The 24,583-nt window shown below is 67.4% G+C and carries 24 protein-coding genes; 8 read left to right on the forward strand and 16 right to left on the reverse strand.

Going from position 1 to position 24,583, the window contains the following annotated elements; all coding sequences use genetic code 11:
* Nucleotides 1-13 precede the first annotated feature (13 nt).
* Nucleotides 14-769, reverse strand: coding sequence for a GNAT family N-acetyltransferase (locus tag ACM6LR_RS13105; protein ID WP_414939766.1), 756 nt, complete (start codon nt 767-769; stop codon nt 14-16).
* A gap of 364 nt (nt 770-1,133) precedes the next feature.
* Nucleotides 1,134-1,868, reverse strand: a complete 735-nt coding sequence (locus ACM6LR_RS13110) for a DUF2786 domain-containing protein (protein ID WP_414939768.1) — start codon at nt 1,866-1,868, stop codon at nt 1,134-1,136.
* Nucleotides 1,869-1,962: 94 nt separating this feature from the next.
* Here ACM6LR_RS13110 and ACM6LR_RS13115 point away from each other — a divergent pair, with 94 nt between their 5' ends.
* The gene (locus ACM6LR_RS13115) at nt 1,963-2,313 is read left to right on the forward strand and encodes an NAD(P)-binding protein (RefSeq protein ID WP_414939769.1); all 351 of its coding nucleotides are present in this window, start codon (nt 1,963-1,965) and stop codon (nt 2,311-2,313) included.
* Nucleotides 2,314-2,724: 411 nt separating this feature from the next.
* Here the strand turns inward: ACM6LR_RS13115 and ACM6LR_RS13120 are convergent, their stop codons facing one another.
* From ACM6LR_RS13120 to ACM6LR_RS13130, 3 genes are all read right to left on the reverse strand, one after another.
* Nucleotides 2,725-2,940: a hypothetical protein gene (locus ACM6LR_RS13120; RefSeq protein WP_414939770.1), complete on the reverse strand. Its 216-nt coding sequence runs from the start codon at nt 2,938-2,940 to the stop codon at nt 2,725-2,727.
* Between the two features lie 772 nt (nt 2,941-3,712).
* Nucleotides 3,713-4,270, reverse strand: a complete 558-nt coding sequence (locus ACM6LR_RS13125) for a TetR/AcrR family transcriptional regulator (RefSeq protein WP_414939771.1) — start codon at nt 4,268-4,270, stop codon at nt 3,713-3,715.
* The gene (locus tag ACM6LR_RS13130) at nt 4,249-5,049 is read right to left on the reverse strand and encodes an SGNH/GDSL hydrolase family protein (RefSeq protein ID WP_414939772.1); all 801 of its coding nucleotides are present in this window, start codon (nt 5,047-5,049) and stop codon (nt 4,249-4,251) included. Before ACM6LR_RS13130 ends, ACM6LR_RS13125 begins: the two co-directional genes overlap by 22 nt.
* A 103-nt stretch (nt 5,050-5,152) precedes the next feature.
* Here ACM6LR_RS13130 and ACM6LR_RS13135 point away from each other — a divergent pair, with 103 nt between their 5' ends.
* Together ACM6LR_RS13135 and ACM6LR_RS13140 are read left to right on the forward strand one after the other, a co-directional pair.
* Nucleotides 5,153-5,848 (forward strand): MOSC domain-containing protein, encoded by a 696-nt coding sequence (locus ACM6LR_RS13135; protein ID WP_414939773.1) that lies wholly within the window; start codon nt 5,153-5,155, stop codon nt 5,846-5,848.
* Nucleotides 5,838-6,446 (forward strand): TetR family transcriptional regulator C-terminal domain-containing protein, encoded by a 609-nt coding sequence (locus ACM6LR_RS13140; protein ID WP_414939774.1) that lies wholly within the window; start codon nt 5,838-5,840, stop codon nt 6,444-6,446. The genes ACM6LR_RS13135 and ACM6LR_RS13140 overlap by 11 nt, the downstream gene beginning before the upstream one ends.
* A gap of 5 nt (nt 6,447-6,451) precedes the next feature.
* Here ACM6LR_RS13140 and ACM6LR_RS13145 read toward each other — a convergent pair whose 3' ends face one another.
* A complete protein-coding gene (locus ACM6LR_RS13145; protein ID WP_414939775.1) occupies nt 6,452-8,044 on the reverse strand; it encodes a family 20 glycosylhydrolase in 1,593 nt (530 codons plus the stop codon).
* A 109-nt stretch (nt 8,045-8,153) separates the two neighbouring features.
* Nucleotides 8,154-10,025 carry a propionyl-CoA synthetase gene (locus ACM6LR_RS13150; protein WP_414939776.1) on the reverse strand — a complete coding sequence of 624 codons (1,872 nt, stop codon included), beginning with the start codon at nt 10,023-10,025 and terminating at the stop codon, nt 8,154-8,156.
* A gap of 182 nt (nt 10,026-10,207) precedes the next feature.
* Between ACM6LR_RS13150 and ACM6LR_RS13155 the strand changes: the two genes are divergently transcribed.
* Complete coding sequence (locus ACM6LR_RS13155; RefSeq protein WP_414943879.1) at nt 10,208-11,995, forward strand: serine/threonine-protein kinase; 1,788 nt, start codon at nt 10,208-10,210, stop codon at nt 11,993-11,995.
* A gap of 80 nt (nt 11,996-12,075) precedes the next feature.
* Here ACM6LR_RS13155 and ACM6LR_RS13160 read toward each other — a convergent pair whose 3' ends face one another.
* On the reverse strand, nt 12,076-12,447 hold the full coding sequence (locus ACM6LR_RS13160; protein WP_414939778.1) for a hypothetical protein: 372 nt from the start codon (nt 12,445-12,447) through the stop codon (nt 12,076-12,078).
* Between ACM6LR_RS13160 and ACM6LR_RS13165 the strand changes: the two genes are divergently transcribed.
* The gene (locus ACM6LR_RS13165; RefSeq protein ID WP_414939779.1) at nt 12,440-12,679 is read left to right on the forward strand and encodes a hypothetical protein; all 240 of its coding nucleotides are present in this window, start codon (nt 12,440-12,442) and stop codon (nt 12,677-12,679) included. The two genes, ACM6LR_RS13160 and ACM6LR_RS13165, sit on opposite strands and share 8 nt — an antisense overlap.
* A gap of 267 nt (nt 12,680-12,946) precedes the next feature.
* Here ACM6LR_RS13165 and ACM6LR_RS13170 read toward each other — a convergent pair whose 3' ends face one another.
* Both ACM6LR_RS13170 and ACM6LR_RS13175 read right to left on the reverse strand, forming a co-directional pair.
* Nucleotides 12,947-13,996, reverse strand: a complete 1,050-nt coding sequence (locus ACM6LR_RS13170; protein WP_414939780.1) for a hypothetical protein — start codon at nt 13,994-13,996, stop codon at nt 12,947-12,949.
* Nucleotides 13,997-14,080: 84 nt separating this feature from the next.
* Nucleotides 14,081-15,652 carry a dolichyl-phosphate-mannose--protein mannosyltransferase gene (locus ACM6LR_RS13175; RefSeq protein WP_414939782.1) on the reverse strand — a complete coding sequence of 524 codons (1,572 nt, stop codon included), beginning with the start codon at nt 15,650-15,652 and terminating at the stop codon, nt 14,081-14,083.
* A gap of 68 nt (nt 15,653-15,720) precedes the next feature.
* On the opposite strand from ACM6LR_RS13175, the gene rsmI reads away from it, so the two are divergent.
* The gene (gene rsmI / locus ACM6LR_RS13180; protein ID WP_414939783.1) at nt 15,721-16,560 is read left to right on the forward strand and encodes a 16S rRNA (cytidine(1402)-2'-O)-methyltransferase; all 840 of its coding nucleotides are present in this window, start codon (nt 15,721-15,723) and stop codon (nt 16,558-16,560) included.
* Here rsmI and ACM6LR_RS13185 read toward each other — a convergent pair.
* Nucleotides 16,557-17,033, reverse strand: coding sequence for a QsdR family transcriptional regulator (locus ACM6LR_RS13185; protein ID WP_414939784.1), 477 nt, complete (start codon nt 17,031-17,033; stop codon nt 16,557-16,559). The two genes, rsmI and ACM6LR_RS13185, sit on opposite strands and share 4 nt — an antisense overlap.
* Nucleotides 17,034-17,210: 177 nt before the next feature.
* On the opposite strand from ACM6LR_RS13185, the gene ACM6LR_RS13190 reads away from it, so the two are divergent.
* Nucleotides 17,211-18,170 (forward strand): quinone oxidoreductase family protein, encoded by a 960-nt coding sequence (locus ACM6LR_RS13190; protein WP_414939785.1) that lies wholly within the window; start codon nt 17,211-17,213, stop codon nt 18,168-18,170.
* A 1-nt stretch (nt 18,171) separates the two neighbouring features.
* Here ACM6LR_RS13190 and ACM6LR_RS13195 read toward each other — a convergent pair whose 3' ends face one another.
* The 5 genes from ACM6LR_RS13195 to ACM6LR_RS13215 all read right to left on the reverse strand — a co-directional run bounded on the left by ACM6LR_RS13195 (nt 18,172) and on the right by ACM6LR_RS13215 (nt 22,724).
* On the reverse strand, nt 18,172-19,449 hold the full coding sequence (locus tag ACM6LR_RS13195) for an aminodeoxychorismate synthase component I (protein ID WP_414939786.1): 1,278 nt from the start codon (nt 19,447-19,449) through the stop codon (nt 18,172-18,174).
* 120 nt (nt 19,450-19,569) lie between these two features.
* Nucleotides 19,570-20,184, reverse strand: a complete 615-nt coding sequence (locus tag ACM6LR_RS13200) for a glycoside hydrolase family 25 protein (RefSeq protein WP_414939904.1) — start codon at nt 20,182-20,184, stop codon at nt 19,570-19,572.
* A gap of 93 nt (nt 20,185-20,277) precedes the next feature.
* The gene (locus ACM6LR_RS13205) at nt 20,278-21,042 is read right to left on the reverse strand and encodes an ABC transporter permease (RefSeq protein WP_414939787.1); all 765 of its coding nucleotides are present in this window, start codon (nt 21,040-21,042) and stop codon (nt 20,278-20,280) included.
* A complete protein-coding gene (locus ACM6LR_RS13210; RefSeq protein WP_414939788.1) occupies nt 21,032-22,042 on the reverse strand; it encodes an ATP-binding cassette domain-containing protein in 1,011 nt (336 codons plus the stop codon). Before ACM6LR_RS13210 ends, ACM6LR_RS13205 begins: the two co-directional genes overlap by 11 nt.
* Before the next feature lie 88 nt (nt 22,043-22,130).
* A complete protein-coding gene (locus ACM6LR_RS13215) occupies nt 22,131-22,724 on the reverse strand; it encodes a PadR family transcriptional regulator (RefSeq protein WP_414939789.1) in 594 nt (197 codons plus the stop codon).
* 62 nt (nt 22,725-22,786) lie between these two features.
* On the opposite strand from ACM6LR_RS13215, the gene metG reads away from it, so the two are divergent.
* A complete protein-coding gene (gene metG / locus ACM6LR_RS13220) occupies nt 22,787-24,580 on the forward strand; it encodes a methionine--tRNA ligase (protein WP_414939791.1) in 1,794 nt (597 codons plus the stop codon).
* Nucleotides 24,581-24,583: the final 3 nt, after the last annotated feature.

Consider the following 24,583-nt stretch of genomic DNA (forward strand, 5'->3'; position numbering starts at 1 on the left):
ATGCCAAAGAAATCTAGCAGGTGCTGGCTCGGACTACCAGGTGCTCCAGCCAGACGTTCGGTTCCACGTAGACGCCGACGTCCAGCGCCGAGGAGGCGAGAACCGGCGCGATCCCGCCCGGCACGGTCGTGAGGCCGTCCCGGAGTTCGACGCCGGTCCACGCTTTCCACTGTGCGAAGGTGCCCGTGACCGTCATCGCGAACGGCGCCACCTTCACGAACCGGGCACCGAGCCGTTCGTGCGTACGCAGCCACGGATCCTCCGGCAGCCCGTCCGGGCGACGGCGAGCGATGTAGTCCTCAAAGGACAGTCCGGGTTCGTTCTCCTTCCCTGCCGGGCGGACCGGCACGACGAGTTTGCGCATGCCTGTCTCCGAGGCACGCTTCTTCAGTGCTTCCAACGCTTTCGTGGCCAGGCCGCCACCACGGCGGCCTGGCGCGACCAGCACTTCGAGTGCGATCAGCGTATTCGTCTCACGGGTGCTCATCAGGTCTTCCGCGGCCCAGATCAGGGCGGCGTCCCAGCCGTGATCCGGCAGCTCCGGGCGCTCGGCCGTCGGGAACCCGACCGGGACGGCGGCCGCTCTCGCCACCGGGACGCCGTTTTCCAGCAGCACGAGGAAGTACTCCGGCCAGCGAGCGGCCAGATGGGACGACTTCGCCAGCAGGCCAGTCTGGTCGTGCTGGAGGAATTCGCCGCCGACGCCGCCGAGACCTAGCTCGGGCTCGCGCAGGCCGGGCCGGGTGGCCAGGTCTTCGATCACGATCATGCCCTCAGTAGACCCGAGGACATGGGCTCTCACGAGGTAGTTTTCCGATATGGAGAAGGAGTTCGAGTCAAGGAACGGGCCGTGCGCCTGTCCCTGTGCGGTTATCTCACGTTGAACGAGTGCGGCGGGTTCGAGATCTGCCTGATCTGTCTCTGGTAGACGACGAGCAAGACGACCACGACGCCGACGTCGTCCGAGGCGGGCCCAACGGGTCCATGTCGCTCACGGCCGCTCGGCGGAACTTCGATCTTCACAGTGCCTCGAAGAGGCGTATGTGCACACTGTACGGCCTCCGGAACCGGACGAGATCCCCATCGACGGGAGTGCCCGCCCGCTGCCCGAACGCGCGAAGGTCAGGTAGTGACTAACGCACCGGCAGCGCGCGGCGCCGTCCGGTGAGACCGGTGGTGTTGAGGTTGGCGCGCTCGCCGGCGGAGTGCCCGTCGAGGTAGCCGCTGCCGGACAGTCGCCTCGGTGGTGCCGAGCGCAGATCGCCGTACTGCTCGTCGTATGCCTGCTTGACCATAGCCGTCCGGTCCTGGATCACCAGTTCGGCTGAGCGGTGGCCCGCGGTGGCGGTGTGGGTGCGGGCCGCGGTGTCTTCACTGTTGCGGAGCCGTTCGTAGACCGCGCCGGAGAATCCGTGCAGCCAGGTGCGCCGGTACGCGGCCAGTGATTCGCCCGCGAACACGCGGTTCCCCGGGCGGACCCTGGTCAGCTGGGTGGTCGCCTGCAGCAGCAGGCTCGTGTACAGCAACTCGGTCCGCTCCAGATCGCTGCGGAAACCGAACACGGTCACCGCGGTGACGGACTGGCCGAGCCGGTGCAGCAGGGCCCGGCAGCGCAGCGGATGCGCGATGTTGGTGAGCAGTCCCGCCTTGTCACGGCTGTAGGGGTTGTCGAGCGGGATCATGATCTGGGTGATCTCGTCGGCTGTCGCCCCGGAGTCGGCCAGCAGTGCTTGATCGATGCCGTACCGGGCGATCAGTTCGGCGGCCTTGGTGTTGTAGGACTCGGCTTCGGCCTCGGTGACCGCCGGATCCTCCGCCTTCGCGAGAAGTTTCCGGACGCGCGCGAGCAGCGTGTCGTGATCGGGCATGGCCCCCCTTCCTGATTGGGTTGAAGCGGATCAACCTAGGAGAGGGGTCCGACAATATTCGGGCGAGCTGTTCGGATCCCGGCAAGGGGGTGGTATGCCGATCGACGTGTCTGTGGTCGGTTCCGGTCCGAACGGGCTCACGGCGGCGGTCTTGCTGGTCAGGGCGGGGCTGTCGGTCGAGATCCACGAAGCGGCGGACGAGATCGGCGGGGGAACGCGGACGGCCTCGCTGTTCGACGACTACGTCCGCCACGACATCTGCGCCACCGGGCATCCCGATGGCCGCGGCGTCCCCTTCTTCCAATGGTTCGGTGTCGCCGCGCACGAGATCGACCTCCTGCGCCCGGAGATCGCGTACGCGCACCCGCTCGACGGTGGGCCGTGTCGGGACGCAGCGCGCGTGCTTTCTCGACGGCTTCGAGCCCGTTTCGCGCTTCACCGGTGACCCGCACGTCGGGGACGGCGTCGAGGGCCACGAAGCCCGCCCGGACGAGATCCTGGTCGTCGACCACCAGCACACTGGTCACCGGGTTCGCTCCTGCGGCAGATGGGGGAAGGGTCAGTTCGATCGCGAAACCGTCGGATCCGGCCGGCCCCATTTCGATCGAACCACCGTACATTCTCGTCCGCTCGCGCATTCCGATCAGGCCTTGTCCCGTCGAATTGGGTGGCGGTGTCTCGGAAGCGGAATTGCGGACACCCAGCACGAGCGCTTCCTCGCCGTATTCGAGGGTCAGTTCCGCGGATGCCTTCGTCGCGTGTTTCAGCACGTTGGTAAGCGCTTCCTGGGCGATGCGATAGGTGCACAGTTGCTGGCCGGGAGGAAGCCGCCGCGGTTCGCCGATGGTCCGCGTCGTCACCGTGAGACCGGCTCACGCACACGGGCGACCAGCGCGGGGAAGGTCGGCGAGGCCGGGCTGGGGCCGGTATTCGTGGGGTTCACGCTGTGGCGGGCGCAGCACCCCCAGCAGACGCCGCAGTTCGCCGAGCGCTTCGGTCGTTTTCGAAGACGTAGCGCGAGGTTCGCCTGCACCGAGATCACCGAAATGTGGTGGGAGACGACGTCGTGCAACTCGTGGGCGACGCGGATGCGTTCCTCGATGACAGCCTGTTCCGCTTCGAGCCGGATTTCCGTTCCGCGCGGACGGCGCGTTCCACCATCTTGTCCGCGCGGAGGCAGCCGAGCCGTCCGACGATGATCGTGCCGCGCACTGCGCGACCAGGCGTGTCGTGTCGACCACGAAGGACGGCACCTCCCCGAGCACGAGACCCAGCTCGAAAAGGACGACCCACACGATGGTCGGCGCCACCGCCTTCGCGGGCGGGTACCGCGCCCACACCGTGTACGCGGCGATGAAAGCCGCCGGTTCGCCCAGGGTGGCCTGATAGCCCAGCGCGGTGTAGACGGTCATGGTCGAAACCGAGGCGAGCAGGACCGCGATCGGATGACGGCGGCGGACGACCAGCGGGAGGGCGATCAGTACCGCGAGGTGCCGCGCCCAGTGCGAGGAGGGTAGCCGGGGCCACGGTGATCAGACAGTCGGTGAGCAGCGGCCGTGCGCGGAAGAGCTGGAAGGGCTGAACGAAGGACGGCACTTCCGAAAGTTACCGCCGGAGCGTCAAGGCGCCCAATTCCTGCGACTTTCGCGGTACTACCCTGGTGCTATACCGCCAAGGTTTACCCCGACTTCCGACTCGCGGGGATTCCGCTCGGTGATCAGTCCGGTTGACGTTGGACCAGGATGGACATCTCCATCCCCCCGACTCGGGAAGAGGATGACCCACTCCGGGTAAGAGGGCCTTCTGGGAGGGGATACCGGAACGGGCGGCCTCTTCGCCGAGCCTCAGCCAAGGTAGACGTCGAGCGTGACGGCCAGCGCCCTTTCCGGTGTCGGCGCGAAGCTCGCACCCGCCAGTCCGCCCCAGAGCCACAGTTGGGCGAGACCGTGCAGCGACGCCCACAGTGAGGACGCGAGCAGCCGCTGATCGGTGGTCGGATGCCAATCGCCGTTCTGGACCTCGGCGACCAGCGCGGCGAAGAAGTCGAACACCGCGCTGCTCACTCGCTTGAGTTCGGGATCGTCCGGATCGATGAGGTCCCGGCGGAACATCAGCTCGAACATCGCCGGATTGGCCAGCGCGAAGTCGAGATAGCCGTGGCAGGCGGCGATGAGCCGCTGCCGGGGGGTCCCGTCCGGCAGGCCGTCGCCGCGGCCGAGCAGTTCGGTGTAGCCGCGGGTGGCGACGGCCGAGAGCAAGGCCGCGCGGCCGGGGAAATGCCGCAAGGGCGCTCCGTGCGAGACACCGGCCGCCTTCGCGATTCCTCGCAGCGTCACCGCCCCGACCCCTTCTTCGGCCAGCAGGTTCGCCGCGGTGTCGATCAGGCGGGTTCGGGCGCCCACGACCGGCTCTCCTCGAGGACGGGCAGGAGGTCCGGTCGCTTGGGCAGGAAGCCGTCACCCGGCTGGCGGCCGATGAGCCGGTTGTGGAACCGGCTCATCGCGACCGGGAGGACCTCCCTGGTCACCCAGCGCAGGTCGTCCCTCAGGCCGGGTCGTCCGGCCGAACCGGGGAGCGGTTCGAGCCAGGCCGGGTCGTGCGCGACGCCGAGTTTGCCGAGCACGTGCCCGGCCAGGCGCCGATGGCCCTGCTCGGACAGGTGCAGCCGGTCCGGGCCGAAATAGCGGGAATCGTGCGCGGCGTGGTCCGGCCAGAGGTCGACGAGTGTCGCGCCGTAGCTGACGGACGCTTCGCGGATGGCGTCGTTCAGCGCGGTGATGCGCGGGCGCATGCGGTGGCCCATCGGCATGCGGTGGGAGATGTCGCTGAGGGTGAAGGTGACGACGGCCGGCGCGATCTCGGTGCAGGCGCGGATGGCCGTGTCGACGCGGCGGGCGACCGTGCGTGCGTCCCAGCCGCGGCTCATCACGTCGTTGCCGCCGCCGAACAACGCGATCAGATCCGGCTGGAGCCCGCTCGCCGCCTCGGTCTGCTCGGCGTGGATCTGGTCGAGCCTGCGCCCGCGGACCGCGAGGTTGGCGTAGCGGAAACCGGGCTCGTCCTCGGCCAGGCGTCCCGCGACGAAGTCGGCCCAGCCGCGGTAGTGGCCGCCCGCCGGATGCGGGTCCGCCAGCCCTTCGGCGCAGCTGTCGCCGAGCACGACGAAACGTTGATAACCCATCCAGGTCTCCGTAACCGCGAGTTCACTTTGTAGACACTGTCTATCAAACTGATGTGGACGCTGTCTACTCAGGTAAACGAACGATCGTGCTACCTTCGAGGTTGTGAGCACACTCGAAGTGAACGAGGTCTTCGTCGGGCGGCCGTCCGTACTCGGGATGAAGCGCGAGGTCCCGGTGTTCAGCGCGATTGCGAAAGCACGGGTGGACGCGCCGTCCCTGAAACTGGACGAGATCAATCTGGCCGGTGACGACCAGGCGGATCGCACCGTCCACGGCGGCGTCGACAAAGCGGTTTACGTCTATCCGGCGACGCACTACGCGGCCTGGTCGGCGCAAGGCTTCCCGGTGGTCACGGGCGACTTCGGGGAGAACGCGTCGGTGGCGGGCGCCGACGAACACGACGTGCGCGTCGGCGACGTCTGGTCATGGGGAGACGCGCTGGTCCAGGTCTCGCAGCCGCGTACGCCGTGTTTCAAGCTCGCGATGAAGACCGGCCGCAAGGACGTCATCCCGGCGATGATCGATTCCGGCCGCAGCGGCTGGTACCTGCGGGTGCTTCGGCCGGGTGAGGTCCCGACTTCGGGGCGCATGACGCTCGAAGAACGCGATCCGGTGAATCCGACGATCGCCGAGATCTACGTCGCGTCGTTCACCAACGTCGCCCAGTTGGACGACCAGCGCCAGGCCGCGTACTGGGCGTTGCTGGACCGGGTACTCGCGGCGCCGTCGCTTTCCCGGCAGTACCGTGGCGGCCTGGAATCAGCGAAACGGCGGCGGGGGGAACGGAATGCCGGTTGACGGCCGGGTGGCCCGCGGCGACGCGACGAGGCGGATCGTGCTGCGGCGCGCCGTCGACATCGCTTCCGTCGAAGGGCTCGAAGGGTTGTCTCTCGGCAGGCTCGCCACCGAGCTGGAACTGAGCAAATCCGGGGTGTTCGCGTTGTTCGGTTCCAAGGTGGAACTCCAGCTCGCGGCGGTCGAGACGGCGAGCGCGATCTTCGCCGAGAACGTCGTCGGGCCGACCATGGAGGTCGAGCGGGGGATCGCGCGGCTGCGCGCGCTGTGCGCGAACTGGCTGGACTACTCGGAACGCCGGGTGTTCCCCGGCGGCTGTTTCTTCTTCAACGCCGGCGCCGAATTCGACGCGCGGACCGGCCGGGTCCACGACGCGGTGGCGAACGCGAGCCGGGCTTTCGCCGAATTCATCCGGTCGACCGTCGTGGAGGCGAAGAGGGCCGGGCACCTTCACGAGTCCGTCGAGGTGAACCGGCTGGCCTTCGAACTGCACGCCCTCGGCCGGGCCGCGAACGCGGATTCGGTGATGTTCGGCGGCACGGAGCCCTACACGCTGGCCCGTGCCGCCATCACCGCCCGCCTCGACGCCGCGGCGAGCTGAACCGGCTACTTCCAGTCGACCTGCGTCGACCGGTAGAAGTCGATTCCCTGCCGAACCCACCGCGGGCTCTGCTTCGCCAGCCGGAGCCGGTACGCGTCCCAGGTGCGGGACGCCTTGGGTGACCAGCCGATCTCGGCGTGCCCCGGAAGCCGCGGGAACGCCATGAATTCGATGTTGTCACTCGTGATCAGCGTTTCCGACCACAGCGGTGCCTCGACGCCGATGACGTTCTTCTCCGTCACGCCCTGCAGATACGTGGCCGGATCCCAGTCGTAGCCGTCCTTGACCTCGATCAACGCGGCCCAGTCGAGGCCGAGCGGGGTCTGGGGGTGGTACTTCATGTCGAGGTACGCCTTGTTCGCGGGCGACATCAGGATCTTGTTACCGCGCGCCGCCGCCGCGGCGACGTTCGCGTCCGTGCCGGTCGTTCCCCAGAACTGCGGGACGGCCGAAACCGGCGGTGTCGTCTTCGCGATGTCGTGCCAGCCGGTGATCAGCTTGCCGTGCTTCGCGACGATCGGCTGCACCTTCTTGGCGAAGGTCTGGTAGTCCGCCGGAGTGGTCGAGTGGGCCTCGTCGCCACCGATGTTGATGTACTTCCCGGGGGTGATCGCGGACAGTTCGCGAACGACGTCGTCGACGAACTTGTAGGTGATGTCCTTGCCGATGCACAGCGAGCTGTAGCCGACCTCGATGTCCGTGCGCGGAGGCACCGCGACGCCGTCACAGTTCAGTTCGGCGTAGGAGTGCTGGGCCGCGTTGGTGTGTCCCGGCATGTCGATCTCGGGAACGATCGTGATGTGCCGCGAAGCCGCGTAGCGCACGAGGTCCTTGTACTGTTCCTGCGTGTAATACCCGCCGGGAGCGCCGCCGACGGCCGTCTGCCCGCCCACGGTCGCCAGCTTCGGCCAACTCTTGATCTCGATCCGCCAGCCCTGGTCGTCGCTCAGGTGCAAGTGGAGCGTGTTGATCTTGTACTGCGCGATCTGGTCGATGTAGAGCTTGACCTGCGCCGGCGTGAAGAAATGCCGCGCGACGTCGAGCATCGCGCTGCGGTAGCCGAAACGCGGGTAGTCGAGCACGGTGCCGCCCGAGACCACCCATGAGCGGTGCTGGACGGTCTTCGCTTCGATCGCCGACGGGAACAGCTGACGCAGCGTCTGCACGCCGAGGAACAAACCCTCGTCGGTGTTCGCCTTCAGCGTCACGCCGGAGTGGGAGACCTTGAGCTGATAACCCTCGGTGCCGACGCGGCCGCCCGCGTGACCGGTTTCGAGTGAGATGGCGGGGCCGCCGCCGCGGTGGCCGCTGACGACGGGCAACCGGTATCCGGTGGCGGGCCGGAGCAGTCCGGCCAGGTATTCGGCGACCTGCTTGCCGTCGCGGTCGGTGCGGATGACGGTCGCGGGGCCGAGCCGGAAGTTCGCGCGAGGGTCGGCCTTCGCGTCGACCGGTACCGGGACGACGTCGGTCACGGTCCGTTCGGCCTTCGCGTGCCGCGCCGCCGCGGGGTCCGCGCTCGCCGTCGCGGGCAGTCCGAGAGTCACGAGACTCAGGACGGCCACGCCGAGCACGGTGGTGGACAGGCGTTTACTCATGGAGCACCTCCGGTCGGGGTAACTGGAGACTCTCTGCTCTTAGAGGTATAGACCAATAGGGCAAAGCCGACAACACCCGATCGGACTACGGTGGCGTACCGGTCACCGGTCACTCGCCGCGCAAGACCGCTTTCAGGGCATCGAGAACGCCCGCGTCTTCGATCGTCGAGGGCACCGCTTCGTCGCGGCCGTCGGCGATGCCGCGCATGGTCTTCCGCAGGATCTTGCCGGACCGCGTCTTCGGCAGCGCGTCCACAAGGGACACGTCGCGGAACGCGGCGACCGGGCCGATGTCGCGCCGCACCAGCGCGACCAACTCGGCCTTGAGCGTCCCGGCATCGGCGTCGACCCCCGATTTCAGCACCACGAAACCACGCGGAAGCTGGCCTTTGAGCTGGTCCCGGACCCCGATCACTGCACATTCGGCGACGGCTGGTTGGGACGCCAGCACGGCCTCCATCGAACCGGTCGACAGCCGGTGACCCGCGACGTTGATGACGTCGTCGGTGCGACCCATGACGAACAAATAGTCGTCTTCGTCGACGTATCCGGAGTCGCCGGTCAGGTAGTAGCCGTCGTACTGCGATAGATACGCCTCGTGATACCGCTCGTCGTCCTGCCACAGGGTCGGCAGCGAACCCGGCGGGAGCGGCAGCTTGATGGCGATGGCGCCTTCCCGGCCGGCGGGGAGCAACTCGCCCACCTGGTCCAGGATCCGCACGTCCCAGCCCGGAACCGGTTTCGTCGCGGAACCGGGCTTGACCGGCATCGGCTCGAGACCGCGCGGGTTCGCCGCGATCGGCCAGCCGGTCTCGGTCTGCCACCAGTGGTCGATCACCGGCACGCCGAGCTTCCCGTGCGCCCAGTGATACGTCTCCGGATCGAGCCGCTCACCTGCCATGAACAAGGTCTCGAACCCGTCGAGCTGGTATTTCTTCACTTCGTCCGCGTCCGGGTCCACCTTCTTGATCGCCCGCAACGCCGTCGGCGCGGTGAACAGTGCCTTCACCCCGTGGTCGGCGACGACCCGCCAGAACGCTCCCGCGTCGGGGGTCCCGACCGGCTTGCCCTCGTACATCACCGACGTCGCCCCGATGAGCAGCGGCGCGTACACGATGTAGGAATGGCCGACGACCCAGCCGACGTCCGACGCCGTCCACCACACGTCACCGGGATGGACGTCGTAGATCGCGTCCATCGACCAGGCGAGCGCGACCGCGTGCCCACCGGTGTCGCGCACGACGCCCTTCGGCTTCCCCGTGGTGCCGGAGGTGTACAGGATGTACAGCGGATCGGTCGCCGCGACCGGCACCGGATCGGCAGGAGAGGCTTGCGCGACCAGTTCGGCCCAGTCGACGTCGCGTTCACCCAGTTCGGCGCGGGCGCGCTCTCGCTGCAGCACCACGACCTTGTCCGGCTGATGGACCGTGCCCGCGAGTGCCTCGTCGATGATCGGCTTGTACTCCACGACCCGTGTCGGCTCGATCCCGCACGACGCGGCCACGACGACCTTCGGTTTCGCGTCTTCGATCCGCGCCGCCAGTTCCTTCGGCGCGAACCCGCCGAACACCACCGAGTGCACCGCGCCGAGCCGGGCGCACGCGAGCATCGCGATCGCGGCCTCGGGGACCATCGGCATGTACACGATGACGCGGTCGCCCTTCGCGACACCGAGGGAGGCGAGCACGCCGGCGAACCGGGCGACCTCGTCCAGCAATTCCGCGTAAGTGAACCGGCGAACCGAATCGGTCACCGGGGAATCCCAGATCAGCGCGGCCTGGTCGCCGCGGCCGTCCCGAACATGCCTGTCGAGCGCGTTGAACGCCGTGTTCAGCTCCCCATCCGGGAACCAGCGGTAGAAGGGCGCCTTCGACGCGTCGAGTGCCCGCGTCGGCGGGTGGGTCCAGTCGATCGCCCGCGCGGCGTCGAGCCAGAAACCTTCCGGGTCTTCGAGGCTCCGCCGGTACGACTCGGAGTACATCGAATGCTCCTTCGCGCTCGGGTACGGGCTCCATCATGGACTCACCACCGGGTGAACGCCTGGTGGTAACGGCAGGGAGACGCCCGCGACAACCCGGCAACCCCGTGAGGGCCCAGGGCGTCCTAAGCTGAACCGGGGGAAACCGCCGGAAACGGTCTCAACTAGCGAGGGGAGCAGGGTCCATGGGACTAGCGAGCGCGCTGCTTTCGTTCGCGCACAGCCTGTTCGGGCCAGGGATCTGGCCAGGGGACTGGGTGTGGGCGACGAGCACCGCGGGAGCGCTGGTCGCGCTGCTGCCCGCACTGGGAGCGATGATCATCGCGATCATCCGCAAAGGCACCGGCAATCGCTACGACGTGGTGACCCTGTCCATTTTCGGCGGGATCGGCGCGATCGCCGTCTTCCTGCTGCCGTGGCTGCTGGCGACCGGCGTTTCGCAGGTCTACCAGGAGGCCGCCTCGACGAAGTCGGGCGGTGAATCCGGCTTCTCCAAAAGCGACCTGTCGACCTTCAACTCCGACTACAGCCCGCTGGTCGGCGCGCAGAGCGCGTACCTCGGCCGGGGACAGAACGTGTACGAGGTCCTGTTCTATCCGAACGGGATGCAGCTGGGTTACATCTTCTACCTGATCCTGCTGGTCGGGTTGCCCGCGTTGTCGCTGCTGTTCGTGATGCTGCAGGCACGCACCGCCTTCCGTCGCGGCCCGAAGTGGCCTTCGCGGTTCTTCTGGATCCCGTTCGTGCTGATGGTGCTGGCGAGCGTCGGCATGGGCGCGAACACCGCCGTGCACTTCTGGCTCGGCTTCCTGCCGTTCAGCGTCCTTGGCCTGATCCCGGTCGCACTGGTCGGCCCGCCGCCGTGGTCGGTGATCAACCGGCCGGACCCGCAGCCCCGGCAGAAGATCGAGCCGTACCGCCCGGAACCGCCCGCCCCGCAGCCGCAGTCGCCGCCCCCGCCGCCCAAGCAGCAGTACCCGGCGACGGCACTGGCGCAGGCACCCGAACCGCCGCCCGCACTGGCCGCGGCACCGGGCCCGGTCCCGGCGCCTCCGGGTTCCCGCAACTCCGGCGGCGGCCGCTACAAGCGTGTCCGGCGGCTCGGCCACGGCGGCTTCGGCACCGTCTGGGAAGCGATCGACACGCAGCTCAACCGCACTGTCGCGCTGAAGATCGCGCACGCGCCGGATCGTGACACCGAGGAGCGGATGCAGCGCGAGGCCAGGGCACTGGCCGTCGTGAACCATCCCAACTGCGTCCGCGTTTACGACCTCGTCGAGGAGCCCGACGGGCTCGCGCTGGTCATGGAGTACCTCGAAGGCAAGTCGCTGTCCGAGATCGTCGACTCGCAGGGCCCGCTCGACGACATCGCCGCCGGACGGCTCTGGTCGACCATGGCGGGCGCGCTCGCCGCGGCGCACGAAAAGGGTGTGCTGCACCGCGACCTCAAGCCGTCGAACATCATCCTCGACCGCAACGGGCTCGCCCACCTCATCGACTTCGGCATCGCCCGCAGTCAGGGCGACTCGAAGATGACCGCGACCGGGATGATGATCGGTACGCCGGACTTCGTCGCCCCCGAGCAGGCGATGGGCTCCCCGGCGAGCCCGGCGTCGGACGCCTGGCAGCTCGCCGCGACGGTCAGCTACGCGCTGTCTGGCCAGCCGCCGCGCGGTACCCGGGAGACCCCGATGGCCGCGCTGATGGCCGCCGCCCGCGCCGAACCGGTCTCGAAGCTGCCGAACCGCAGCGCGCACGCCCGGATCCTCATCGCGTCACTCGACCAGGAGCCCCGCCGCCGTCCGACGCTCGCCGCCGTGCGACGCGACGTCGAAGGCTGGCTCGCCCGTGCCGGCAAGTCACCGGACGGCCCGGTGACCCAGATCGTGCCACGCCGCCCTCCGCAGCAGCAGCAACCGCAGCAAACGCGTCACCAGCAGCCGCAGCCGCAGCCGCAGCGTCACCAACGCTGACCTGTGAAAAGAGAGCAAGGGACCTTTGCTAGCGTTCGTTAGCACACTAACGAACGCTAGCAAAGGTCCCTTGCTCTCCCTCAGGCGATGATGACCCAGGCCCCGTCGCGCCACGCCATGGTGAACGTCTTGGGGTCGCCCGCCATCATCGCCGCCTGCGGTGAGATCGCCCCCGGCGGGACGACGACCTTGTCCGGGCCCTTGCTCTGCACCTTCGCGCGGTCGACGCGGGTGAGCTTCAACTTCTTGAGGTCGTCCTCCGAGAACATCTCGAACTGCATCGGAGTGAGGCTGCGGCACTCCTTCATTCCGCCGTCGAAGGCCGGCGCGGTGATCCGGCAGACCGTTTCGAGGTCCTTGGCGCCCAGCGCGTGGTGGTAGTCCTCCATCGTGCTCGCGGCCCCGTCCGGGGTGTGCGCCGCCGCGCTCCCGGTGGCGGGCTTGGTGGCCACCGAGGCGGACGTCGCCGAAGGCCTCGAAGCGCTGGGCGGCGCGGTCGTGCTCGCGCTGGTGGCCGGTGTCTCCGCAGTGCTCGGAACAGCCGAAGTCTGCGGCGACGCGGTTCCCGGCGTCTGCTCCTCGCAACTCACGATCAAGAGCAACGCCGCGGCCGCACAGGCCGCTCCGAGCGGTCGGATCGTCATGGTGCCCCCTGTCGAACTGCTATTGACCAGGGGAGAGTAACAATCAAGCCCTAAGTGTCACAGCTGAATCGGAAATCCCGACCTTGACGGGCGCTCTGGTCCACTGAAGACATCTGCATGTATCTACATTCAGTTCGGCGTACGACACACCGACCGATCACCGCGGCACTGAACACGACATTGTCTCCGGTGTTCGCGCTGCTCTTGCAGCTACCGGATCCCCGGTTGCGGCCGTCGGCGGTGTCGCTCGCCTGCATCGTCGCGGTCACCGCGCTGGTCGCGGCCGGGGTCTTCGCCCGCGCCCGCCTTACGCGTCGCCGGTTATCAGATCGAGTACCACCGCTGCCATGATGAGCTGAGCGGAGACGCAGGTCCGCTTCATCGCTTCCTTCTTCTTGCCGACGAAATCGACCTGCACGACCTGCCCGTTGGTGAGCTGGACGCTCACCGCGCAGGTCTCCTCGGTCTGCTCGAACCTGGCCTTCAGTGTGCCGAATTCGCCGTTCCGTACGTCCGCGCCCGCTTTCGGGGGCACGGCTTCGAGACCGCCTGTGCCGGTCGTGTACATGCCGACGGCCTTCGCGTAGGCGACGTCGTGAGCGCAAGTCGGTCCAAGCGGACTCTCACCCTTCTGAGCGCCTTCGCGGCCCGCGTTGACGCCGGCATAGTTCGCATGAGTGAACTTGACGACTTCGCAGACGTCCGCGTTCTCCAGTGCCTCCGTCGGCGGTTCCTGAACGGTGCTCGGTGGTGGCGTGCCTCCGGCGAGCGGAACGAATTTCTTCAGGACCACTTCGGCGACCTTCTTCGCCAGTTCGCAGTGCTCGGCCCGAACCCCAGCTTCGTCGCTGTCGACGTCGTACGCGTCGACAGCGATCGAGGCGTACGCGCGGACGTCCATGTTGACCGAGCAGAAGGTCACCGGATCCGGGTCGAAGGCGTATTTCCGGCCCTTGATCCCGGCGATCTCCACCGGTTCCATCACCGGGGAGTCCTGCGTGATCCAGCTGTAGGGGCTGTACGCGTGCACCTGCGCGCCCTTGTTGTTCGGGAACACGAACTGGCAGCCGCTGAGCACGCCCTTGGTGCTGACCAGGCCGAGCGGCCGCAGGTCCGGTTTGATCGACTCCAGCCAGCCGCAGCCTTCTTCACCCTGTTTCGCGGGCAGGCCCAGCGGCTGGTCGAGTACCTGATCACTGAACCCCGATCCGTCCGCGGGCGGATCGTACCGCGGATATTTGGCATCACCACTGCTCGCCGCTGGTGCGGAACCCTCGCGGAAGGCTTTTCCGTCGACGGCACTGGAACACCCGGCGAGCAGCAGGGCGATGACCACGAGATACGGCCAACGAGACATGACGACCCCCAGAAATACTCAATTCGGTCGGGAGTCTAAGTCGCTTTCAGGTGTTTCGCTGGGCCTTGGGCCGACAGGCAAGGGTCACTTCCAGGACGGAAGCCACAACTCGGCGTTCCAGTGCTCGTTGGTGATCGCATTGCCGTTGAGGATCGGCCACAACCAGGCGAAATTGGCCACGACGAGGCCCACGTAGAGGGCGACGACGAGCATACCGGTGCCCCGGCGTTCGAATCCGCGTTTCGCGGCGCCGAGGATCTGGCCGAGGATCAGCGTCAACCCGAGTATCAGGAACGGCGCCAGCGGCGTCGCGTAGAAGAAGTACATCTGGCGGTCGAGGTTGGTGAACCACGGCAGGAAACCGGCGAAATAGCCGACGAGCACGGCGGCGTAGCGCCAGTCCGCGCGGAAGACCGACCGCCACAGGCTCCAGCCCAGCATCGGCAGCGCCAGCCACCACATCGCCGGCGTCCCGATCAGCATCGTCGCCCGGATGCAGGTCGACTCGCCACAGCCGGTCGCGTCGGTGCCGCCCGCGTACGCGTAGAGCATCGGCCGCAGCCCCATCGGCCAGGTCCAGGGCTTCGACTCCCACGGATGTGGTTTGTCCTTGGGCGTCACCAGGTTCGCGTGGAAGTCGAGGACGTTCATCGAATACTCGCCGAGTGACCGCAGCGCGGGTGGCATCCAGGCCCAGAAACCGGGGTCGAGGTCCTTGATCGCCACGTAATTGCGGTCGGTCGCGGTCTCGCTCGCGAACCAGGCCCAGTAGCAGGCGAGGTACACCAGGATCGGGATGACGACGATCGCCCACAGCGCGGGCAGCAAGTCGCGGCGCAGCGTGCCGACCCACGGCCGCCGCACCCCGGCAGCGCGGCGCGCGGCGACGTCGAAGAAGACGGTGAGCAGCCCGAACGCGGCGATGTAGTACAGCGCCGACCACTTGACGCCGAAGGTCAGCCCGATCATCAGGCCGCCGGTGAAGCGCCACCACCGGAAACCCAGCTTCGGACCGAACCGGGACTCGTCGATCCAGCCTTCGCGGACGGCCACGGCCAGCCGCCGCCGCACCTGGTCGCGGTCGCACAGCACACAGGCGAACGCGGCGAGCACGAACACGGCGATGAAGATGTCGAGCATGCCCATCCGCGACTGCAGGTGCAGCACGCCGTCGCTGATCACCAGGATTCCGGCGACCGCGCCGAGCAGCGTCGAACGGGTGAGCCGCCGGGCGATCCGGATGGTGAGGAAGACGATCAGCGTGCCCGCCAGCGCGGGCATGATCCGCCAGCCCCAGGCGTTGTAGCCGAACATCCACTCGCCGATCGCGATGAGATGCTTCGCCAGGGGCGGGTGCACGATCAGCTCGTAGCCGTAGTTGTCTTCGTAACCGCCGTTGCGCAGTATCTGCCACGCCTGCGGGACGTAGTGCTTCTCGTCGAAGACAGGGGTGCCCTTGTCCGTGGGTGTCGCCAGGTTCTGGATCCGGACGATGCCACCGATGAGTGTTAGCACCAGCGTGACGATCCAGCCGCGGAGGCGGTCGGTCGGCATGCCGCGGCCGAGGAGGGTGGCCTCCCGGTCGCTCGGTGGCCGGAGCGCGTCGACCGGATCCGGCCGCACGCTCTCGTTGTCACGGGTCAGCAGCGCGGTCACGGGGCATGATCCTACGGGCGGAAGAGTGAACTCGGTGTCCGGATCTGCGAACCGGTTAACCTTCGGGAATGACAGAAGGACGCCTCGTGCTGGCAGCCACCCCGCTCGGAGACGTCCGCGATGCTTCGCCGCGCCTGTCCGAGGCCCTCGCGACGGCCGACGTGATCGCCGCCGAGGACACCCGGCGCCTGCGCTCGCTCACCGCCGCACTCGACGTTTCCCCGGTCGGACGGGTGGTCAGCTTCTACGAGGATGTCGAGATCGCCCGTCTGCCGAAACTGCTCGAATCGCTTCAGTCGGGCGAGACGGTGGTCCTGGTGACCGACGCCGGGATGCCGAGCGTCTCGGACCCCGGCTTCCGGCTGGTGGCGGCCTGCGTCGAGGCTGCAGTGCCGGTGACCTGTCTCCCGGGCCCGTCCGCGGTGACCACGGCGCTCGCGCTGTCCGGCCTGCCGTGTGACCGGTTCTGTTTCGAGGGATTCGCCCCGCGCAAACCCGGTGAACGCGCGAAATGGCTCGGTTCGCTGAAGGACGAGCCCCGTACGGTCGTGTTCTTCGAGTCGCCCCATCGCCTGGCGAGCACGCTTTCCGATGCGGCCGACGTCCTGGGCCCCGACCGTCGCGCCGCTGTCTGTCGTGAGTTGACCAAAACCTACGAAGAGGTCAAACGCGGTAATTTGCCGGATTTGGCCGCCTGGGCAAGTGACGGGGTCAAAGGTGAGATCACTGTCGTTCTCGCGGGGGCGCCGCCGCGTTCGGTGAGCGTCGTGGACCTGGTTTCGGAAGTCTCGTCGCGGGTCGCGGCGGGCGAACGCCTCAAGTCCGCCGCCGCCGAGGTCGCCGAAGCCACCGGGGTGTCCAAGAAGGAGCTTTACGACGCCGTTCTCGCGTCCCGTACCAAGAGCTAGGACAGCAAGGCCGCCGCGGCCGCGTACGCCTTCGAGGCATCGGGCTCGGCGCCGGTGATGACATCGGTGTAGATGAAGGACTCCCCGATCCGCACCAGCAGGTAGGCCAGGTCCTCGACCGGCAGTGGTGGGGTGAGCCGTCCGGCCGTGACCTCTTCGTCCAGGAACTCGCGCATCTTCGCGATCGCGCGACTTTGGACCACGCTGGCCTTCGTCGTCAGGATCCGCAGTGCCCGCTCCGGTTCGGCGCGCAGGAACTCCCGGAACGGTTTCGAGTCGTTCACGGTCCGGACGAAGGTGCCGATGAGCTCCGCGATCCCTGCCGCGCCCCGCCCGAGCTTGCCGGAAGCCCGCGCTTCGAAGACCTCGACGGTCATCGACCACAGGATCTCGCCGAGCAGCTGATCCCGGCCGCCGACCCAGCGGTGCAGGGTGGCCCGGCTGATTCCCAGCTCGCCCGCGAGATCCCGCATGTCCACCCGGCGGCCCGCCAGGAACCAGGCACGCGCGGTCGTGAACGCGCGCAGGGCGTCCGGGCGCGGCGAAGTCAGCTGGCGTTCGAGTGCGGTTTCGATGCGTGAAACATATCACGCTACGTCTCAGGGATGAGACATATGCAACGATGTCTCATCTCGACGAGGAGGATGCGGATGCGCGCAGTACAGGTGACCGAATTCGGCGGACCCGAGGTGCTCAACCTCGTCGACCTGCCCGATCCCGTTCCCAGCCCGGGTCAGCTGCTTGTCGGGGTCGACCGTATCGGCGTCAACTACGCCGATACGCACCAAGCCGAGAACTCCTACCTCGCGCCGAGCAAGCTCCCGCTCGTACCCGGCGGCGAGGTCGTCGGCCGCACCGCCGACGGCAAGCGCGTCGTCGCGCTGCTCAACGGCGGTGGCGGCTATGCCGAGCGCGCGGTGGCGGACGAGGTCACCACCTTCGCCGTGCCCGACGGCATCGACGACCTGACCGCGCTCTCCTTCATCGTCCAGGGCACCACCGCCTCGCTCCTGCTGCGCAAGAACGCCCACCTCGAGCCCGGCGAATCCGTCGTCGTGCACGCGGCCGCGGGCGGGGTCGGCTCCATCGCCGTCCAGCTCGCGAAGGCCTGGGGCGCGAGCCGGGTCATCGCGACCGCCAGCAGCGACGAGAAGCGGGGCCTCGCCCTCGAACTCGGCGCCGATGTCGCCATCGATTCGCGCGCCGAAAACATGACCGACGCGCTTCGCGAGGCGAACGGCGGCAAGCGCGTCGACGTCGTTCTCGACATGACCGGCGGCACCGTCACGGACCAGAGCATCGCGGCGCTCGCACCGTTCGGCCGCCTCGCGTTCTACGGGATGGCCAGCCGCGAGCAGCCGAAGCCGATCGAAGCCCGCAACCTTCTCGGGCACAGCACCACCGTGTCCGGAATGTGGCTGCCGCACGCCTTCAAACTTCCCGGGAACGTCTTCGGCCGCACGCTCGAAGAACTCTTCTCGCTGGCGCTCGCCGGTCAGATTCGCGCCGTCGCCGGCGGCGAGTACGCGCTGTCCGACGCGCGCGCCGCCCACGAGGCCCTGCGCTCGCGCGGTACGGCGGGCAAGCTCCTTCTGGATCCCACCAAGTAGCTCAGCCGAGCAGGCGCTCCAGCGGAGCGGACTTGTGCAGGCATTCCTGCCATTCCGCTTCGCTGTCGGAGTCGGCGGTGATCCCGCCGCCGACCCCCAGCGCGATCGTGCCGTCGTGGATTTCGAAGGTTCTGATCGCGACGTTCAGCTCCAGCCCGGCGATCGGCGAAGCGAGTCCGACCGCACCCGTGTAGACGCCGCGCGCCGTGGGTTCCAGTTCGGCGATCAGGTCCAGTGCCCGGATCTTCGGCGCGCCCGTCACCGAACCCGGGGGGAACGTGGCCGCGAGCAGGTCCCCGTCGTCCACTCCATCGGCGATCCGTCCCTCCACAGTGGACTCAAGATGCCAGACGCCTGGCGCGGGCCGGACCTTGAGCAGTTCGGGGACGCGAACACTGCCGGTGGCGCACACCCGGCCGAGGTCGTTGCGGACGAGATCCGTGATCATCACGTTCTCGGCGACGTCCTTGGTAGATTCCCGCAGTCGCTGCGCGAGGTGTTCGTCAGAGGCGTTCCTTCGCGGCAGGGTGCCCTTGATCGGCGTCGACCGGACATGCTGCCCGTGCCTGGAAAGGAAAAGTTCAGGGGAGAACGACACGACCGAGCCCCAGTCGCCGGCGACGTACGCCGCCCGGCGGGCTCGCAGGCAGCGCACACCTTCCGCGAACAACGCGATCGGATCGCCGTCGAATCCTCCGCTGAAGCGGGCGCAGATGTTCGCTTGGAACAGCTCGCCAGCTTCGATCGCGTGCACACACGCCTTCACCGCGTCGTAGTGCTCCGACGGTAGCGGACGCGACAGCGGACTGGAACTCCAAGTCGTCGTTTCGGGGAGTTCCGCGAGCGAGGATTCCACCTCGGACACTTCGTCGACCGGATCCGGGTCGCCATCGGGAACCAGGGCCTCGAACCACCAAGACCCGTCCGCGTCCAGCCGCAGCACCCGGTCGACCCAGCCCCAGACCGCTGGAGGAAGGCCGCCGGAACGGCCCGAGGGATCGGTCAGGTCATAACTCAGATAACCGAACCAGCCACCCCCGACCGCACCGGGCACCGCGTCCCGAATCGGCGGCATCCGAGTGGGGATCGCGAACGCCTCGGCCACGTCATGAACAGGAGTCAGGGAAGCGTTCAGGGCGATGACCGCGCGCGAAGAGAACCAGTCTCCGCAGAGCGCCGCCGGGGGCGCGAGCCCGAGTGACCGGGCGCGTACCCCAAGAGCCGTCAGCGCCCGCTCGGGCACGACGTCCGTCCGCAGTCTCCGGCACATCAACCGCACGCGACATTGTCGCTGCCCGAGTGGACGAAAAGGCAACCCGCGCCGAACGGAAAGTGACATCCGCGACCACGTGCGCCGACCTGGGTGACGTGGCGCGCACCCGCCGTCACCGGTGGATCGCTACAGAAGTACGTCCCCGAGCGCGAAGGGGTAGACGACGGCGTCCTGGGCGATCGGTCCGTTCACGCCGGGCAACCCGGTGCCGAACCCGTGCTGGTGCAATCCCAGTCGCGAGTGGAACCAACCCGGCCTTCCCGGGATCTCGTTGTGCCTGACCATCCACAACACCACTTCGCTGTCCGCCCATTTGTCCGGGTGCAGGCGGTTCGTCCAGCAGTCGAGTCCCGCGTACACCAGGACGCGTTCGACGCGTGCCGCGTGCCTGACGTGTTTGATCCAGGCCTTGATGAACCGGTCGTCGACGCTGGGTGCCTCCACTTCGAGCGCCGGCGCGAGCGAACCGGGCGCGAAGGCGCCGAGCGCGCTCGCAGTCCGCACGAAATGGTCCGCCTGATCGTGGACGGCTCCGGGACGCGCGTAGTGCCGTGCGCCGGTGTGGATTCCGGCGTGCTGCGCGCCCGCCAGATTGCGCTCCGCGGCGACGTCCCGCCAATTGGTGTTCTCGCTGACGGTGACTGAGGCGAACCGGATGTCGGCGCCACGCACCGCCGCCCAGTCCGTCACCGTCTCCCGGTGGGACAGAGTGACACCGTGTTCACCTTCCGGATCGATCAAAGCCACCTGTCCTCGAATTTCGCCCCAGTACGCCCGAAAGGTCACCTTACGTCCGCGGGGCGGTCGCAAGGTGACCTTTCGGTACAGCGTGTCTCAGGCGTTTTCGCGTTGGAACGTTCGTGAGCCCCACCAGATGGCCAGAACCGCCATGACCAGCACCACGACGCTCCCGGTGAACAGCGCGTCCATCGAGAAGTCGCCGCGGAAACTGTTCCGCTCGACATCCACCACGTGCCGGAACGGATTGATCCGGGAAATCGTGTACAGCCAATCCGGCGCCGAGCCCGCGGTGATCGGGATCAGGATTCCGGAAAGCAGCAGCAACGGCATGAGAACCGCGTTGAGCAAAGCAGGGAAGGCGTCTTCGCTCTTGAGGGTCAGCGCCAGCGCGTACGAGCACGACGCCAGCGTGATCGACAGAAGGAAGACGATCACCAAGCTGAGCACGACGCCGCCGAACGGCGCGTTCAGGTCGAAGACCAGATACGCCAGCGCGATGATGATCAACGCCTGGACGATGGTCTGCAACGCGTTCGCGAGCACCTTGCCCAGCAACAACGCCACCCGGCTGACCGGCGTGACCCGCATCCGCTCGACCACGCCCGAGCGGTATTCCGCGAGCAGGCCGAACCCGACGAAGGAACTGCCGAACAGCGCGAGCTGCGCGATGATCGCCGGAGTGAAGATCATCCAGCCGTCCACATCGGACAGGCCCTGTGCGTTGAGCGCCTTCACCAGCAGTGGCCCGAAGAAGAACAAATAGAGGAGCGGCTGCATGATGCCGATCATGATCCACGTCGGGTTGCGCAACGCCGCGACCATGTCCCGGCGGAAGATCAACCAGGTGTCATGCAACATGCGTGGCCTCCTTTTCCGGAGCCTCATCGACCGGTGCGTCTTCTTCGGCGTCGCGCAGGCTTCGGCCCGTCAAGGTCAGGAAGACGTCGTCGAGCGTCGGCCGATGGACCTGCATGGACGTCATCGTGATGCCCCGTGCGTCCAGCGCCCGTAGCAACTCGGGCATCGCGGTGTCCCCGCGCGGCACCCGGAACCGCACCGCGCCGTCGGTGACGGCCATTTCGTGCGCCCCTTCGAGCCTGCCCGCGACCTCCGCGGTCTCCGGCGCCGATTCCGGTGAGACCCCGATGACGACACTGTCGCCGGAAACTCTCGCCTTCAGCGAATCCGGCGTGCCTTCGGCGACGATCTTCCCGTCGTCGATGACGATCAGCCGGTCGGAGAGCGCGTCGGCCTCGTCGAGGTAGTGCGTGGTCAGGAAGACCGTGACTCCCTGCTCGTCACGCAGCCTGCGGATGTGGTCCCACAGGTTCGCGCGGCTCTGCGGGTCGAGCCCCGTCGACGGCTCGTCGAGGAAGACGAGACCGGGTGAGTGGATCAGCCCGAGCGCGATGTCGAGACGGCGGCGCTGCCCGCCCGACAAGGTCTTGGTCGCCCGCTGGTCGAGTCCGGCGAGGTCCAGTTGCTCGGCGAGGGTGACCCCGCGCGCGAGCGCGTCCGCCTTGCTCATCCGGTACAGCCGTCCTTGGAACTCGATCTCCTCGACGACCTTGCTTTCCGGCGCCGTACCGCCACCTTGGGCGACATAACCGATTCGCCGGCGCACCCCCAGTGGGTCGGCGAGCAGGTCGCAGCCGCCTACCGTCGCCTCGCCGGCGGTGGGTTTGAGAAGCGTCGTGAGCATGCGCAGCGTCGTGGTCTTCCCCGCGCCGTTCGGTCCGAGGAAGCCGACCAGTTCTCCGGCCGAAACATCGAGATCGACGCCTTTGACCGCGTGGACCTCGCCCCCATTGCGGCCCTTGCGGCGGAAACGCCGCTCAAGGCCGCGTGCCTTGATCATGTGAACCCCTTTCCGATGCCCAGCTAGTCAAATTTGACTAGCCGACGGACGCACTGTGCCTTAGGTGTCGGCTCATAGTCAAATTTGATTACTTGGGCGGTGCGCCGAACACGGCCTTGTCGTCGCCTTCGCCCGCCATCACGTACTCGCCCGCTTCGAGACGGCCGATCAGGTCCCTCATCCAGGTCACGTTCGCTTCCGCGTGCACGCTCCACAGGCGATACAGCTCGCTGACGTGCGGTGGTTTCCCCAAGTCGATCGCGTGCTCACGGGCGTAGTGGGTCGACTGAGCGTGCGCTTCCATATTCGCCAGCTGCTGTTTCAGCAGGGCCAGCACCTGGACGCGAGGCAGCGTCGGCATGAACGTGACCGCCGCCGACAGCGTGTACCCGGTCGCGTCGTCGCTCGACAACGCCCTGCCAAGGTGCACGAGGAACTCGGTCTCTCCGTCGTCGGTCACTTTGTACGCGATCCGATCGGGCCCGCCGCCCGCTTCGATGTCCTCGACTTGTTCCAGGAGGCCTTCGGCGGTCATCTTCTTCAACGCGTGATAGATCGACCCCGGCTGGACATTGCCCCACTTGTCGGCCGCCCACGAGAGAAGCTCGCGCCGGACCTGGTAGCCGTGTGCCTTCCCGTACATGCGCACGACACCCAGTACCAGCAGACGCGTGGCGGACACCGAGACCTCCGATCCTCTCCCGAACAACAATGCCTTAGACGACGTCCGTAGGCTAAACAAGCATGAGCACCCCAGTGTTGACTGCGGTGGCCTGGCCCTACGCCAACGGCCCCCGCCACATCGGCCACGTGTCCGGATTCGGCGTCCCGTCCGACGTCTTCTCCCGCTACCAGCGAATGGCCGGCAACCGGGTGCTCATGGTGTCCGGGACCGACGAACACGGCACCCCGATCACCGTCCAGGCGGACAAGGAAGGCCTGACCTCCCAGCAGACGGCGGACAAGTACACCCGTCAGATCGGCCAAGACCTGCAAGGACTCGGTCTCACCTACGACCTCTTCACCCGCACCACCACGGGTAACCACGCCGACGTCACGCAGCAGATCTTTCTCGCGCTGCACCGCAACGGCTACGTCGTTCCCAAGACCACACGGGGCGCGATCAGCCCTTCGACCGGCCGCACCCTGCCCGACCGCTACATCGAGGGCACGTGCCCGATCTGCGGCTACGACGGTGCGCGCGGTGACCAGTGCGACAACTGCGGCAACCAGCTCGACGCCGGGGAGCTGATCAACCCGAAGTCGCGGATCAACGGTGAAACGCCGAAGTTCGTCGAGACCGAGCACTACTTCCTCGACCTGACCGCGTTCGTCGACACGCTGGGCAAATGGCTGTCCAGCAAGACCGACTGGCGCCCGAACGTCCTCAACTTCACCAAGAACCTGATCGACGACATGCGCCCTCGGCCGATCACCCGCGACCTCGACTGGGGCGTGAAGATCCCGCTCGACGGCTGGCGCGACCAGCCGATGAAGCGCTTCTATGTCTGGTTCGACGCGGTCATCGGCTACTTCTCCGCGAGCGTCGAATGGGCACGCCGTTCCGGCGACCCGGACGCCTGGCAGGAGTGGTGGAGCAACCCGGACGCCCGCTCCTATTACTTCATGGGCAAGGACAACATCACCTTCCACGCCCAGATCTGGCCCGCCTTGCTCTTCGGTCACAACGGCGAGGGCGACCGCGGTGGAGCGCCGGGCAAGTACGGCAAGCTGCACCTGCCCGACGAGATCGTCTCCAGCGAGTTCCTCACGATGAGTGGCTCGAAGTTCTCGACCTCGCGCGGCACGGTCATCTACGTCCACGACTTCCTGCGCGACTTCGGTCCGGACGCCCTGCGGTACTTCATCTCGGTCGCGGGCCCCGAGACCCAGGACACCGACTTCACCTGGGACGAGTTCGTCCGCCGGACCAACTTCGAGCTGGCCAACGAATGGGGCAACCTCGTCAACCGGTCCATCTCGATGGCCCACAAGAACGTCGGCGCCATTCCGCGTCCGGACGCCCCCACCGCGGTCGACGAGGAGTTAAAGGAGCTCTCCCGCAAGGCATTCGACACCGCCGGCGCCCACCTTCAGCGGTCGCGGTTCAAGGCGGCGGCGAGTGAGGCCATGCGCGTCGTGACCGCCGCGAACCGGTACCTCTCGGATCAGGAGCCCTGGAAGCTCAAGGACGATCCCGCTCGCCGTGACAGTGTCCTGCACACCGCGCTTCAGGTCGTCTCAGACGCCAACACGCTGCTGACTCCCTTCCTGCCCCACTCGGCTCAGAAGGTGTACGAAGCACTCGGCGGTTCCGGTGTCTGGGCGGCCCAGCCCGAACTGCGGGAAGTCGAGGACCTCGACATCCCCGGCCGGATCAACCCCATCATCACCGGGGACTACAAGACCGAGCAGGCGCGCTGGAAGTCCGTGCCGATCGAGGTCGGCAAGCCGCTGGAGAAGCCGACCCCGTTGTTCGCCAAACTGGACCCGGAGCTCGGCGAGACCGGGCCCGAATGGGCACCGATCTCGAAGTGATCA

Origin of the sequence: Amycolatopsis sp. cmx-11-32, from assembly GCF_047608695.1 — a bacterium.
GTDB lineage: Bacteria > Actinomycetota > Actinomycetes > Mycobacteriales > Pseudonocardiaceae > Amycolatopsis.

What these genes read in the sequence shown, in the direction of transcription:
- ACM6LR_RS13105 (WP_414939766.1), bottom strand. Translation starts at nt 769, where the DNA reads ATGATCGTGATCGAAGACCTGGCCACCCGGCCCGGCCTGCGCGAGCCC.
- ACM6LR_RS13110 (WP_414939768.1), bottom strand. Translation starts at nt 1,868, where the DNA reads ATGCCCGATCACGACACGCTGCTCGCGCGCGTCCGGAAACTTCTCGCG.
- ACM6LR_RS13115 (WP_414939769.1), top strand. Translation starts at nt 1,963, where the DNA reads ATGCCGATCGACGTGTCTGTGGTCGGTTCCGGTCCGAACGGGCTCACG.
- ACM6LR_RS13130 (WP_414939772.1), bottom strand. Translation starts at nt 5,049, where the DNA reads ATGGGTTATCAACGTTTCGTCGTGCTCGGCGACAGCTGCGCCGAAGGG.
- ACM6LR_RS13140 (WP_414939774.1), top strand. Translation starts at nt 5,838, where the DNA reads ATGCCGGTTGACGGCCGGGTGGCCCGCGGCGACGCGACGAGGCGGATC.
- ACM6LR_RS13145 (WP_414939775.1), bottom strand. Translation starts at nt 8,044, where the DNA reads ATGAGTAAACGCCTGTCCACCACCGTGCTCGGCGTGGCCGTCCTGAGT.
- ACM6LR_RS13150 (WP_414939776.1), bottom strand. Translation starts at nt 10,025, where the DNA reads ATGTACTCCGAGTCGTACCGGCGGAGCCTCGAAGACCCGGAAGGTTTC.
- ACM6LR_RS13155 (WP_414943879.1), top strand. Translation starts at nt 10,208, where the DNA reads ATGGGACTAGCGAGCGCGCTGCTTTCGTTCGCGCACAGCCTGTTCGGG.
- ACM6LR_RS13170 (WP_414939780.1), bottom strand. Translation starts at nt 13,996, where the DNA reads ATGTCTCGTTGGCCGTATCTCGTGGTCATCGCCCTGCTGCTCGCCGGG.
- rsmI (WP_414939783.1), top strand. Translation starts at nt 15,721, where the DNA reads ATGACAGAAGGACGCCTCGTGCTGGCAGCCACCCCGCTCGGAGACGTC.
- ACM6LR_RS13185 (WP_414939784.1), bottom strand. Translation starts at nt 17,033, where the DNA reads ATGCGGGATCTCGCGGGCGAGCTGGGAATCAGCCGGGCCACCCTGCAC.
- ACM6LR_RS13190 (WP_414939785.1), top strand. Translation starts at nt 17,211, where the DNA reads ATGCGCGCAGTACAGGTGACCGAATTCGGCGGACCCGAGGTGCTCAAC.
- ACM6LR_RS13205 (WP_414939787.1), bottom strand. Translation starts at nt 21,042, where the DNA reads ATGTTGCATGACACCTGGTTGATCTTCCGCCGGGACATGGTCGCGGCG.
- ACM6LR_RS13210 (WP_414939788.1), bottom strand. Translation starts at nt 22,042, where the DNA reads ATGATCAAGGCACGCGGCCTTGAGCGGCGTTTCCGCCGCAAGGGCCGC.
- metG (WP_414939791.1), top strand. Translation starts at nt 22,787, where the DNA reads ATGAGCACCCCAGTGTTGACTGCGGTGGCCTGGCCCTACGCCAACGGC.